Source organism: Terrimicrobium sacchariphilum, assembly GCF_001613545.1.
GTDB classification, from domain to species: domain Bacteria; phylum Verrucomicrobiota; class Verrucomicrobiia; order Chthoniobacterales; family Terrimicrobiaceae; genus Terrimicrobium; species Terrimicrobium sacchariphilum.
In genome coordinates this window covers 2,114,891-2,127,014 of the sequence record NZ_BDCO01000002.1, presented here as the reverse complement: position 1 = coordinate 2,127,014, position 12,124 = coordinate 2,114,891, and the positions used below count along the sequence as shown (strand labels likewise).

The following is a 12,124-nucleotide window of genomic DNA, read 5'->3' as shown; positions in this document are numbered from 1 at the left end:
AAACACGCCACGCCAAATGGCGTATGCCACTTATTGCAGCTCGAAATTGATATTCACCGTGTACTCGCCGCCGCTGCCGAGGCCGGAAGGGAGCGGGTCAATTTGGGAAACACGCTTGGCCGCCTCCATCACAGAATTATCCATCACGACATTGCCGCTGCTACGCACAATTTTCACCTCGGCAATGGAACCGTCCGCCTTAATGCGGATTTGTACGGTACAAACGAAGTTCTTTGCCGAGTCGAAGATCGATGTCGGCTGCTCCCACTGGCTGTAAAAACGGTCGTGGATCAACTCATGATACCAGCCGAACTGCGAAGCATTCCCGCCTCCACCACCCGGTTTTCCGGATGACGCTCCGCCCCCCGGCCCCGATTCGCTGCCGCTTGTCGGCTTGTCGGAAGAGGAGTTCTTTGCTCCGCCACCAGAGCCCGGCGTGGCTCCCGGTTTGGGAGTGGCCTTGGAGGACCCTGAGTCCGACTTCGCCGATGGCGAGGAACTCGCCTTGGGCGACGCTTTCGGCGAGGCCTTGGGCGAAGCGCTGGCCTTCGGCTTCGGCGAAGCGGAAGGCGTTGGCTTCGGAGACGGTTTCGGCGTCACCGAGGGACTCGGCTTCGGAGTAGGTTTAGGCGTCGGCGTCGCCGTGGGTTTTGGAGTCGGGGTAGGCGTTGGCTTCGGTGTGGGAGTCGGCGTCGGTTTGGGCGTGGGTGTAGGGGTTGGCTTGGGGGTCGGCGTCGGGGTTGGTGTCGGCGTCGGAGTAGCCAGCGGGATCGTCTCCTCCATGGTTGGTTCGGGGGTCGGAGGCGGAGGAGTCATTTCCGGAGTGGGCTCTGGAGTCGGCGGAGGGGTGGGCTCGGGCGCTGCCTCCGGGGTCGGTTCCGGCGTCGGATTGGATTCAGGTTCCGGCGTATTGGCCGCTCCCGCATCACCCGCGGCGGCAGCAGAGAAGGTGCCTGGGTCCATCCAGATCACCTCGCCCTGCGGCTTCTTGATCTCGCGGCGGGCAAGGAAGAGGATCGCCCCCAGCACGAGGATGTGCACGAGGGCGATGATGATGAAATTGCGCCGAAATTGGCGGTCGCCCATCAGTTGCGGGGAGGCGCCGCATCCTCGGGGCGCGTCATGACGCCCACCTTGGCGATGCCCACTTGTTTGAGGATATCCATTACGCCGATGAACTTCTGAATGGCAAGGTCCCGGTCTGGTCGCACGACCACGGCAATCTGCGGGTCCTGAGCCTTCAGAGCGGCAAGCTGATCGGGCAGGAGCGCCAGCGATGTCACCTCGCCGTTCAGCTTGATGTTGTCATTGCGATCCATCTCGATCATCTGGACCTGCGAAGGGTTGACCTCGCTCTTCGCGGTCGAGCTCGATGGCACCACCAGCTCGATGCTGTTTTCCATGAGCGGCGTGGTGATCATGAAGATGATCAGGAGCACAAAGCACAGGTCGAGCAGCGGAGTGATGTTCAACTCCGTGAGCGTCGAGAGCGAATTGCGGCTGCTGAAGCGGCGCATGGCTTAGTGCGTGTAGGATTTGCGCGGCTCGCGTCCGCCGTGATCCACAAACTTGTGCTCGATCTCCGAGGAAAGCTCCGCGGCGAAATTCTCCGCCTGCACGATCATCGACCGCACGCTGGTGACGAGGAAATTGTAGCCAAACATCGCCGGAATGGCGACGAGCAGCCCAACGACCGTGGTGATCAGGGCGCCCGAAACGCCGGGAGCCATGGCGGCGAGATTCGCACTGCCCGACTGGGCGATGCCGGAGAAGGCGTCCATCACGCCCCAGACCGTACCGAGCAGGCCGAGGAAAGGCGCACCGCTGACGGCGGTGGAAAGAATGATCATCTGCGACTCGAGCTTCAGCCCCGCCTCGCCCACCGCGCGCTCCATGGCCACGGTCACGGCTCGCATCTGCGAGGGGGAGATTTTCTCCGCGCTATCGAGCCGGGCGCGGAAAGTCTCGTCCACCTCCGTGGACCCGAGCATCTGGAAGCAAAGCTCGCTGCAACCCGCCTTGTAGATCTCATAAAGGGGCGAACCCTCAAAGCGAAGCCCCTGCTCGTAAATGCGCAGCGGAGCGCGATCGCGGTGAAAGAGCACGGAAAAGCGTCCCGACTGCCTTTTGGCGAAGTTCAGGTACCGGATCTTGGTCACCATGACCGACCAGCTGAAGATAGACGCCAGAAAGAGCCCCAGGAGCACGGCCTTTCCCTCGACGGTCGATTCGAGAAAAGCGTACACCAGACCCGTTGCCAGCGGCAGCGTGATTCCAGTTGCCATCATTACCGGGGCAAAGATTTGCCCAACTCCCGCCCGGAGTCACTAAACTTTTTGCCACCCAACCATTTCCTGCTTATGTAGGGCCGTCATGACAGCCCGCCTCATCTGCGTCCTTGCCGCCACGGTCCTCATTGGCTCCCCGACCCTGCGCGCACAGGACGGCCCGCCTCGCGACAATCCGTACGACGTGATCGGTCGGGTGCTTGCCCCTTTCATGCCGGTCCTCTTGTCGGGCGGCAAGGGCACCAACAATGCCTGCGTGATGACACTTACGATGACCGAGGTCACCGGCCACCTGCCCAAGCAGATGGAAGGCTCCATTCTCAAAGCCGCCGTCGAGTTTCCGGACAAAGTCCGCCTCCAGGCTCCCGTCCTCGGTGAGGAAATCACCGTCTGCCGCAATGGCAACGATGTCTGGGCCGTTCCCGGCGCCAAGGTCGAGTACCTCCTCAAGCAGTTCAAGGTGAAGCCCGGCAAGACAGTAAAAAAGGGCACCCCGATCTTTCTGCCGCTCACTGCGCAGCAGGCCGCCTTTATCCCCGCCCTCTTCACGATTTATAACGCCGATACGGCGGAGATCAGCAATCTCGATGGCGAGGATTGCCGCCTGATTACGGCCGGCCTCATGCCTGATCTTGCCAGGGCAGCCAAGGCGGAAGGCTTTCGCGCCATGTTGTGGATCGGGCCGGGCTACCTCCCACGCCGCATTACCATCAAGCAGCCGGATCTCTCCGCCACGGTCACGATCACCGACCTGAAGTTTGGCCCCGCTCTCCAGCCAGCCATGTGGCAGCCGCCCGCCGGGGTCACGGATATCTACCACACTGATGCCGACCATCTCGATGGAGTGCTCTACGTCATCATGAACTCCCTCAAGACGAAGGACATCGCTCCCACCGCTGCTCCGGGCGATACTCCGGCCGTCCAGTAATCTCTTCCCCCAGCGTCATGTCGCCTACCGCCCGACTCATCCTGATCATTGTCCTGGCTCTGGCCAGCGTCACCGCGGTCACCCTTGCCTTCCGATACGATCACGATATCCGCAAGGCCCTGGTGACAGCCCAGGGAAAGAAGTGGAAAAAGAGTGACGACTACAAGTTCTACACCAGCGTACGGAAATTCGGTGATTACCCGCAAATCGTCGCCCTGGCCATAGTCGGACTCCTTATCGCGTGGAAGCTGAGGAGCCGCGAGTGGATGCGCATCCTTGTTGCCGCCCTCATTGCCTCGACCCTCGCTGGAATGCTCGCCAACGCCTCCCGCCTCACCACGGGCCGCACCCGGCCCCGCGAGAGTCCCAAGATCGAGCAGGGATTCTATGGCCCCTGGCACAATGGGAAACTCCTCATCGGCGACCCTCGCTACAACTCCTTCCCATCGGGGCATACGGCGACGGCCTTTGGTTTCGCCGGGGTCGTGCTTTTCGCCAGCCCATGGATCGGTATCGCTGCCCTCGTCCCCGCCGCCCTGATCGCCTGGGCCAGCGTCGTCATCGGAGCGCACCATCCCTCGGATGTGGTGATTTCCATCATCCTGTCACTGATCGTGGCGTTTTTTGTCTGGCGCTGGGTGCGCACCAAGGGCGACCTCACCTGGCTCCTCCTCGTTCGCAAGGCGAAACAGATCCGCAACGCCCGGAAAAAAGCTGCCGGAAAGTAAATTTGCCCCCGAGGGCGCTCACGGCGAGTTTTTACTTTTCTTGTGGCCGAGTTGCTTACAAGTTCACGAAAATCTATGGCCTACACGACAGTGACACCACCAGCAGGGGGAAAAATCTCGATCACGAACGGGAAGCTCAATGTGCCGGATAATCCGGTGCTTCCGTTCATCCGCGGCGACGGAACCGGTCCGGACATCTGGGCGGCGAGCGAGCGCGTTTTTGACGCGGCGGTGGAAAAAGCCTACGGCGGCAAGAAGAAGATCGCTTGGTTCGAGGTCTTCGCCGGTGAAGCTTCCAAGACCAAGTTCGACAACTGGCTCCCGGACGACACGGTCGAGGCTTTCAACGAATACCTCGTCGGCATCAAGGGCCCGCTCACGACTCCCGTCGGCGGCGGCATCCGTTCCCTGAACGTCGCCCTCCGTCAGCTCCTCGACCTCTACGTCTGTCTGCGCCCCGTGCAGTACTTCACGGGCGTGCCCTCGCCGGTCAAGGCTCCGGAAAAGGTCGACATGGTCATCTTCCGTGAGAACACCGAGGACATCTACGCTGGCATCGACTTCCAGGCCGGCAGCGAGCAGGCGCTCAAGACCCTCGAGTTCCTCAAGGCGAACTACCCGAAGGAATTCAAGAAAGTCCGCTTCGGCGAAGAGGACATCGCATCCGTCGGCGTCGGCATCAAGCCCGTGTCCAAGCCCGGCACCCAGCGCCTCGTGCGCTCGGCCATCCAGTACGCCATCGACCAGGGCAAGAAGTCCGTCACGTTCGTCCACAAGGGCAACATCATGAAGTACACGGAAGGCGCCTTCCGTGACTGGGGCTACGAAGTCGCCAAGAGCGAGTTCGGCGCGGTCGAAATCGACGGCGGCCCGTGGTGCAAGCTCCCGAATGGCATCATCATCAAGGACGCCATCGCCGACATCACGCTCCAGCAGGTGCTCACCCGCCCCGAGGATTTCGACGTCATTGCGACGCTCAACCTCAATGGTGACTACCTCTCCGACGCCCTCGCGGCCCAGGTGGGTGGCATCGGCATCGCTCCCGGCGGCAACATCAATTACCTCACCGGCCACGCCATCTTCGAAGCCACGCACGGCACCGCTCCGAAGTACGCCAACCAGGACGTCGTGAACCCCGGTTCCGTCGTGCTCTCCGGCGAGATGATGTTCCGTTACCTCGGCTGGAACGAAGCCGCCGACCTCATCATCAAGGGTCTCAACGGCGCGATCGGCTCCAAGAAGGTCACCTACGACTTCGCCCGCCTCATGGAAGGCGCGACGAAGATCAAGTGCTCGGAATTCGGCGACAACATCATCGCCCACATGTAAGTCACCGATTCCCTCAAGGAATCACCCAAGGCGCGGCCGGTATCCGGTCGCGCCTTTTATTTTGCCCCGCTTTCCTTCAGCCAGGCCGCAATCTCCGGCCACGCAGAAAGCATCAGCGGAGTATCATTATGATCGGCTTGCGCCGTCACCCAGAGCCGCTTCACACCGGGATAGGCTTCGTACAGTGCTCGCCCGAGCTGTGCGGGGACAGTGCGGTCATCCTCTGCCAGGAGAAAAGCGACCGGGCCGGGGTAGTCCTTCAGATTCTCAACGGAATTGAACCGATGCCGGATCAGCAGGGATACCGGAAGCATGGGATAATGCACCTGCGCAGCATGGACGAGGGAATCAAACGGCGTGATCAGCACCAGCGCCTGGACAAGCTTCGGGCGTCCGCGCACCGCTCCGCAAGCCACCCCGGTGCCGATGGATTCACCCAGCACCCAGATGCTTTGGGCTCCCCCGAGAGCGAGTCCATCCAGAGCTTGCACTGCAGCCTCCGTCATTGGCTTTTCCCCGGGCCGCCCAGATCGATCCGCGTAGCCCGGATATTCCAATACGTAGAACTTTCTGGAGTTACCATGGAGGAAAGAAGGGTAATCGGCCCGATGCAGCGCCGCTCCGGCATTTCCGTGAAAAAGAACGATAACCTCCCGGGGATCGCCTGCCTTGGACTGCCATCCGATGCGCGTGCCTCGAGCATCGCGCCACGGAATCAAACCCGCGCGATTGGCTTCCGTTTCCAGGCCGCCCGCATCACCCCGCCATGGATGAAAAATCAGCTGATCCTGATAAACGTAAGCTGCCACCAGCAGAACGGCGAAAAGAACGATGAAGGCGATGATCCACTCAGCCATGCGACGAAGGAGGGGCATTACCGTCAGGCTAAAGGGTTTCCGCATTCTTTTCACCTCGAAAACTCGACAGGCGGGATCGAGAGCGTAAGCTTCGCTGAAAGCGCAATGAAATCCGCCCTACCCTTCCTTGCCGTCTTGATCTCCGGCGTTATCACCCTTTCCGCACAGGACTCTGGAGGGGCACTCGCTGCTCTTAACGCCCTGCCCCAAAAATACCGCGATGGGGTACTCAAACTTTCTGCCGATAATGGCACGCCCAACCCTCCCCAGTGGTACATCACGGCATTGAACTCCGATGCGAGCAACACCATTCACTCCATCATCATCACGGATGGACAGATCACGAGTGAGAAGCTCTCTCTCGATCTGCGCTCGGCAGTGCAGAATAGCCCGCTAAACCTTGGGGCGATCCGCATCGGATCGACGGAGGCATGGAATGCTGCGGCGGGCTACTGTAGGGGAAAAGGAAAGACCTTGAGCAGCGTAAGCTATGTCCTGCAGCAGCAGGGCAAGGACGCCGCACCGCTCTGGTCCATCTGGTGCTACGACAAGGGCGGCAGCTACATCGGATTCCTCAAGCTCCTCGCCACTACCGGCACTGTGATCTCCAGCGATTAGGACGATGAACGTCGGAGGCCTGATTTTTCCCGGCATCGATCAAGCCGACTTTACCGGTCCGTTCGAAGTCCTTTCCCGTCTGCCGGGAGCGGACTTTCTCGTCATCGGGAAGAATCTCTCTCCCGTTAAGGATGCCAAGCAATTAATCCTCACGCCGACCCACGATTTCACCTCCGCCCCGGATCTCGATATCCTCTTGGTTCCCGGCGGTTCCGGCGTGAATCGTCTGATGGAGGATGAGGAGACACTGGACTTCATCCGGGCACAGGTCTCCGCCGCCTCGATCACGCTCTCCGTCTGCACAGGAGCGCTCATCCTCGGTGCAGCGGGATTGCTTCAGGGGCGAAGAGCCACGACCCACTGGGCTGCGAAGCAGTTCCTCCCTGCTCTTGGAGCCATCCCGCAGGAGAACCGCGTGGTGGTCGATCTGCCCTTCGTCTTCGCAGCAGGTGTCACCTCGGGCATCGACGCCGCGCTTCAGGTGGCTGCCCTCGCCTCCGGCGAGGATGTCGCACGTCAGATCCAGCTTTATATCGAATATGCTCCAGCTCCTCCCTTCCCGGGCGGAACTCCCGAAACCAGCCCTGCCGAGGTCCTCGAGGCAGTCAATACCATTCTGAGCCCCACGGTGAACGAACGCGCCGCCATCGTCTCCCGGGTGCACCAAAAGCTTTTTCCTCATGATTGAAGCAGCCATCGCCTTTGTCCTGAGCAACTTCACCCTCACTTTCTTCGTGCTCGGCATTGTCGGAGCGTTTATCCGATGCTCAATGCTTTCGCCGGAAAGAAAGCGCTTCGAGACCGCTCGCATTTTTCTTGGCTGGTTTCTCTTTTTCTCCGTCGGCCTCAGCTTTCTTTACAACTTCGCGATGCACGTCTTCTTCGCAGAGATGGCGGCGCGATTCATCGGTTGGGCCAACAGCCCGTTCCAGTATGAGGTCGGCTACGCGAGTCTGGGATTTGGCATCGTGGGCATCATTGCCACATGGAGCAGGATCTCATTTCGTGCCGCCGCCCTGATTGGTCCGGCCTTCTTCCTCTGGGGTGCAGCCGCAGGCCACATTTACCAAATTGCCACCCAGCACAACATGGCTCCCGGAAATGCGGGAATCATGCTCTGGAGTGACATTCTGCTTCCGGTCATTGGCTTCATTCTACTCGGCTGGCAAAAAGCCGCAGAAAGAAAATACTAGAACTCTCCTTGCCTCCGGGCCGATTCACCCGCAAAGTCCTGACATGCTGAAACTCGGCAAAGCCACGATCTGGATTCTCCGCCTGCGGGCGGGAGCGTGGTCTATTGCCGTGTAAGTTTCTTTTCCAGCAAGTCAACCATCACCCGCCCGAGGCAACTCAGGCGGGTTTTTTCGTATTTATGACCACCCACCGATCCACCAGCGCAATCTCGACCTTTCTCATCGTGGCGATGAGCTCGGTGCTATTTTGCTCAAAGAGCGTCTTCGCGAAGCTCGCCTATTCTCTCGGCGCGGACGCACTCACCGTACTGTCGCTCCGCATGGGCTTTGCCCTGCCCTTCTTTATTGCGATGGTCATCCTCGGCTCCCGAGGACAAGCCCCGCTGACTGCTGCGATGTGGTTGAAGCTCGCGGGCCTCGGCTTCGTGGGGTATTACTTTTCCTCGCTCGTGAACTTCACCGGGCTGCAATACGTCAGCGTCGGGCTGGAGCGGGTCATCCTCTATACCTACCCCACCCTGCTCCTCGCCTTCTCCGCGCTGGTGCTGAAGAAACCCGTACGCGCCGCCGTGTGGCTGGCCAGTTCCATCACATGGCTGGGCATCCTCGCCGCCTTTGGTGGAGAAATGCACAACCCCGTCGCAAATGGTCATGCCGCTTTCGGAGCGATGCTCATTTTTGCGAGCGCAGTGAGCTATGGCGCATTTATTCTGCTAAGCGGCGACACGATCAGCCGTGTCGGATCGATGCGGTTCACAGGCATTGCGGTGGGATTCTCATGCGTTTTCATCCTTTCCCATGAAATACTAACACGCGACATCACAGGACTGGTGAATCAAAAGCCGGCCGTCTATGGGTATGGCCTGATCCTTGCCATTCTCGGCACTGTGCTTCCCGCCCTGCTCCTGAGCATCGGACTGAAGCGCGCCGGGGCGCAGCGATTTGCCATCATCTCTACCGTGGGACCAGTGACAACCTTTGCTCTGGCTTGGGCCGTGCTCGGAGAACGTCCCAACTTTGCCCAGCTTGGCGGATTCCTCCTCACGCTTGTTGGAGGACTCGGCGTCAGCCTGCTTAAGGAGTCGCCTAATCCAGCGAAACAAACTTCCCCGGATTCAGCAGGTTCTTCGGGTCGACGGCCTGCTTGATCCGCTGGTGCAAGGCGCGATTCTCCACAGAGAGCGCCTTGTCCCACCAGCGCATCTTGGCAAGACCGATGCCGTGCTCGCCGGTGATCGCGCCCTCCCAGGCGATGATCTGGCCAAAGAGTTCGTCGAGCGCGGCATCTGCGCGGGCGCGAATCTCCGGGTTATCGTAATCGCCCACCATGATGTTGGTGTGAATATTGCCGTCTCCCGCATGTCCGAAGCACGCGATGGGAAATCCGCTCCGCCCCTGCAAATCTCGGGCAAAATTCACAAGATCGACCAACCGCCCACGCGGCACGACGATGTCTTCATTGAGCTTGCGCAACCCCGTCGCCTTGAGGCTCTGTGAAAATGCGCGGCGCAGGTCCCAGATTTTCTCCCGATCCTCCTCGGTCGTGGCAACCTCGACTCCGGTCGACCCGCAGGATTCCAGCAGCTTTCCGAGCACCCTGGCCTCATTCATCACGCTTTCCTTCTGTCCATCGAGGTCGAGAAGCAACAAGGCATCGCCGGGAGGGAAATGCGCACCCGGCTTGTAATTGCGTGCTGCGTTGAGAGTAAACCCATCCGCCACCTCCAGCGCCGCCGGCAGAAACCCCTCGGCAAAAACAGCCTGCAGAGCTTTCGCTGCCGCTGCCATGTCGACAAATCCCGCCGACACCGAGGCCCGCGCGGGAGGAAGAGGCAATAGCCGGAGCGTCGCCTCCGTGATCACGCCAAGCAACCCTTCCGAGCCGCAAAAGAGGCCCACGAGGTCGAAGCCTGTCTTGTTCTTGTGCGTACGCCCGCCGCACCGCACCACGTCTCCCCCTGGCAGGACAACCTCCAGGCCAAGCACATAGCTGCGGGTCACGCCGTATTTCAGGCATCGCGGGCCGCCCGCGTTGGTCGCAATATTCCCTCCGATGCTGCAATCCCGCAGGCTGGCGGGATCGGGAGGATAAAAGAGCTTTTGCGCCTGCACGGCATCCTGCAGATCACCAGTGATGACGCCCGGTTCCACGACCGCGACAAAGTCCGTGTTGTGAATCTCCTTGATGCGCGCCAGGTTCCGCACACCCAGCACGATCCCGCCCCGCACCGGCACGCAACCGCCCACATACCCGTACCCCGCTCCACGTGTGGTGACTGGGATGTCGTTTTCATGAGACAGCCGCATCACGAGCGAGGCCTCCTCGGCATTGCGGGGAAACACCGCAAGATCCGGCTGATGGCTCGCAAACCATTTGTCGCCGCCAAGTTTCGCCAGATCACCCGCATCGGAAATCACGTTATCCGACCCGAGCTTCTTCTTCAGTTCGGCTGCGATGGTCGAAATGGGCGAGGATACACTACTCATTACGCGAGCATACACGATTGCCCTTGCGGATCGAAGCTCCACTTTTCAATCTGCGCTCAATCTACAACTGCTCATGCCCAAGATCGTCGTCCTCGATGGCTATACACTGAATCCGCTTCCCGCCGCAGAGTCCTCCCCCGACCATCCTTCGTGGCATGCCCTGGCCACCCTCGGTGACCTGACGATCCATGAACGCTCCACTCCCGCAGATATCCCCGCCCGCATCGCCGACGCCGAGATCGTACTCACAAACAAAGCACCACTCTCCCGCGAAACGATCTCCAGCCTGCCGCATCTGAAATACATCGGAGTGATGGCGACGGGCACCAACATCGTCGACCTCAAAGCTGCCAGCGAGCACGGCATCGTCGTTACCAATGTCCCCGGCTACTCGACCATGTCGGTCGCGCAGCATGTCTTTGCGCTCATCCTGGAACTCTGCTCGCAGGTCGGTCCACTGGATCGGGAGGTCAAATCTGGCCGCTGGCAAGCTTGTCCCGATTTTTGTTTCACCGTGGCTCCCCTGCACGAACTCGATGGCAAGACTCTCGGCATCGTGGGTCTCGGAGCCATCGGTCAGGCGGTTGCTCGGATTGGCGTCGCTTTTGGCATGAAAATCATCGCCACCGCCCGGTCACCTAAACAGGTCGATTTTCCCGTGGACTGGGTCTCGACCGAGGACCTGCTCCGCCGGGCGGACGTTGTCAGCCTGCATTGCCCGCTCACTCCCGAGACGCATCATTTGATTAACGCCAAGACCCTGGCTGGAATGAAGCCCTCCGCGCTCCTCATCAACACAGGACGCGGTCCCTTGGTCGAGGAGCAGGCCGTGGCGGCAGCACTCGAGGCGGGACAGCTCGGTGGCTACGGAGGCGACGTCCTGCTCGCGGAACCTCCCGTGCACGGAAGCCCGCTTATCTCTGCCCCGCGTTCCGTCCTTACCCCGCATGTCGCCTGGGCTTCCGTCGAGGCCCGCCAGCGACTGATGGATGCACTTGTCGGCAATGTGAAGGCCTTCCTTTCGGGAATTCCCTCCAACGTGGTCAATTCCCCTGTACGCTCTTGAATCCCGAGGAAGAAAGGACATTTCCCGTCGAGGCGAGCAGGTTGACCTTCCCGATGTAGACACCGTCGAGGTCAAAGCAGTTCAAGGTCCAGACCGACCCTGCATCGGAAGCCTCCTGATGCAGGGAGTAATCCACATGACCGATGATCTTGCCGCTCGCTGCCGCGATCGGCTCGACCACCAGATAGGCATCGCCGGAGTCCACCTGCACCGATTGAGGAGCGATCACAACCCGCTGGCGCATGCTCTCGACCAGATTCACGGAAGGCACATCCGAAATAACCTGCCCCTCGGCCACTGTGATGCGGTGGAGCACACCTTGATCGGCCGTATCCCGAGCGAGAATGATCCACTGCTTCGGCTCCGGCGTCCCGCCCGAAGCCGACACATCGACGATACCGCCGGCATATTTCGGATCGAGCGACAACATCGCGGCAACGGCCCATTTCGGCGGCGGTGCAGGAGTCGCTGGCTGAGCCTGCGGCGCCACGATGGCGGGCGGCTGAACCACGCCGACCGAGTCATCCTCCACGACCCAACCAGTTGGTTGAGGTTGATTCTGGGCAAAGGCGATCCCTCCTATTACGACCATAAGAAAAACCCAAAGGAGGGATTTTACGTTCGGCATGC

The 12,124-nt window shown here is 60.4% G+C and carries 14 protein-coding genes; 8 read left to right on the top strand and 6 right to left on the bottom strand.

Translation table 11 applies throughout. From position 1 onward, the window contains the following. Nucleotides 1–30: 30 nt before the first annotated feature. Genes TSACC_RS21810 through TSACC_RS10015 form a run of 3 tightly spaced genes read right to left on the bottom strand, consistent with a single transcriptional unit; the run spans nucleotide 31 to nucleotide 2,288 of the window. Nucleotides 31–1,086 carry an energy transducer TonB gene (locus tag TSACC_RS21810; protein ID WP_075079168.1) on the bottom strand — a complete coding sequence of 352 codons (1,056 nt, stop codon included), beginning with the start codon at nucleotides 1,084–1,086 and terminating at the stop codon, nucleotides 31–33. Further along, nucleotides 1,086–1,517 (bottom strand): ExbD/TolR family protein, encoded by a 432-nt coding sequence (locus TSACC_RS10020; protein ID WP_075079167.1) that lies wholly within the window; start codon nucleotides 1,515–1,517, stop codon nucleotides 1,086–1,088. The genes TSACC_RS21810 and TSACC_RS10020 overlap by 1 nt, the downstream gene beginning before the upstream one ends. A 3-nt stretch (nucleotides 1,518–1,520) precedes the next feature. After that, the gene (locus TSACC_RS10015) at nucleotides 1,521–2,288 is read right to left on the bottom strand and encodes a MotA/TolQ/ExbB proton channel family protein (RefSeq protein WP_084400357.1); all 768 of its coding nucleotides are present in this window, start codon (nucleotides 2,286–2,288) and stop codon (nucleotides 1,521–1,523) included. An 85-nt stretch (nucleotides 2,289–2,373) separates the two neighbouring features. Between TSACC_RS10015 and TSACC_RS10010 the strand changes: the two genes are divergently transcribed. The 3 genes from TSACC_RS10010 (at nucleotide 2,374) to icd (ending at nucleotide 5,273) form a co-directional block, all read left to right on the top strand. Continuing rightward, nucleotides 2,374–3,216, top strand: coding sequence for a hypothetical protein (locus tag TSACC_RS10010; RefSeq protein ID WP_075079166.1), 843 nt, complete (start codon nucleotides 2,374–2,376; stop codon nucleotides 3,214–3,216). A 17-nt stretch (nucleotides 3,217–3,233) separates the two neighbouring features. Next, entirely contained in the window at nucleotides 3,234–3,944 is a 711-nt protein-coding gene (locus TSACC_RS10005) for a phosphatase PAP2 family protein (RefSeq protein ID WP_075079165.1), read from the top strand. Between the two features lie 75 nt (nucleotides 3,945–4,019). Beyond that, nucleotides 4,020–5,273 carry an NADP-dependent isocitrate dehydrogenase gene (gene icd, locus TSACC_RS10000; RefSeq protein WP_084400356.1) on the top strand — a complete coding sequence of 418 codons (1,254 nt, stop codon included), beginning with the start codon at nucleotides 4,020–4,022 and terminating at the stop codon, nucleotides 5,271–5,273. A gap of 56 nt (nucleotides 5,274–5,329) precedes the next feature. Here icd and TSACC_RS21805 read toward each other — a convergent pair whose 3' ends face one another. Beyond that, a complete protein-coding gene (locus TSACC_RS21805) occupies nucleotides 5,330–6,175 on the bottom strand; it encodes an alpha/beta hydrolase (protein WP_237763937.1) in 846 nt (281 codons plus the stop codon). Between the two features lie 60 nt (nucleotides 6,176–6,235). Between TSACC_RS21805 and TSACC_RS21800 the strand changes: the two genes are divergently transcribed. The 4 genes from TSACC_RS21800 to TSACC_RS09975 all read left to right on the top strand — a co-directional run bounded on the left by TSACC_RS21800 (nucleotide 6,236) and on the right by TSACC_RS09975 (nucleotide 9,089). After that, nucleotides 6,236–6,748, top strand: coding sequence for a hypothetical protein (locus TSACC_RS21800; RefSeq protein WP_153811379.1), 513 nt, complete (start codon nucleotides 6,236–6,238; stop codon nucleotides 6,746–6,748). Nucleotides 6,749–6,752: 4 nt separating this feature from the next. Continuing rightward, nucleotides 6,753–7,436: a DJ-1/PfpI family protein gene (locus TSACC_RS09985; protein ID WP_075079162.1), complete on the top strand. Its 684-nt coding sequence runs from the start codon at nucleotides 6,753–6,755 to the stop codon at nucleotides 7,434–7,436. Further along, on the top strand, nucleotides 7,429–7,941 hold the full coding sequence (locus tag TSACC_RS09980) for a DUF6790 family protein (protein WP_202815945.1): 513 nt from the start codon (nucleotides 7,429–7,431) through the stop codon (nucleotides 7,939–7,941). Before TSACC_RS09985 ends, TSACC_RS09980 begins: the two co-directional genes overlap by 8 nt. 179 nt (nucleotides 7,942–8,120) lie before the next feature. Next, nucleotides 8,121–9,089, top strand: a complete 969-nt coding sequence (locus tag TSACC_RS09975) for a DMT family transporter (RefSeq protein WP_075079161.1) — start codon at nucleotides 8,121–8,123, stop codon at nucleotides 9,087–9,089. Here the strand turns inward: TSACC_RS09975 and TSACC_RS09970 are convergent. Next, nucleotides 9,028–10,428, bottom strand: coding sequence for an FAD-binding oxidoreductase (locus TSACC_RS09970; protein WP_075079160.1), 1,401 nt, complete (start codon nucleotides 10,426–10,428; stop codon nucleotides 9,028–9,030). The two genes, TSACC_RS09975 and TSACC_RS09970, sit on opposite strands and share 62 nt — an antisense overlap. 73 nt (nucleotides 10,429–10,501) lie before the next feature. Here TSACC_RS09970 and TSACC_RS09965 point away from each other — a divergent pair, with 73 nt between their 5' ends. Continuing rightward, the gene (locus TSACC_RS09965; protein WP_075080666.1) at nucleotides 10,502–11,494 is read left to right on the top strand and encodes a D-2-hydroxyacid dehydrogenase; all 993 of its coding nucleotides are present in this window, start codon (nucleotides 10,502–10,504) and stop codon (nucleotides 11,492–11,494) included. Here the strand turns inward: TSACC_RS09965 and TSACC_RS09960 are convergent. After that, nucleotides 11,472–12,086 (bottom strand): hypothetical protein, encoded by a 615-nt coding sequence (locus TSACC_RS09960; RefSeq protein ID WP_153811378.1) that lies wholly within the window; start codon nucleotides 12,084–12,086, stop codon nucleotides 11,472–11,474. The genes TSACC_RS09965 and TSACC_RS09960 overlap by 23 nt on opposite strands. Between the last annotated feature and the right edge of the window lie 38 nt (nucleotides 12,087–12,124).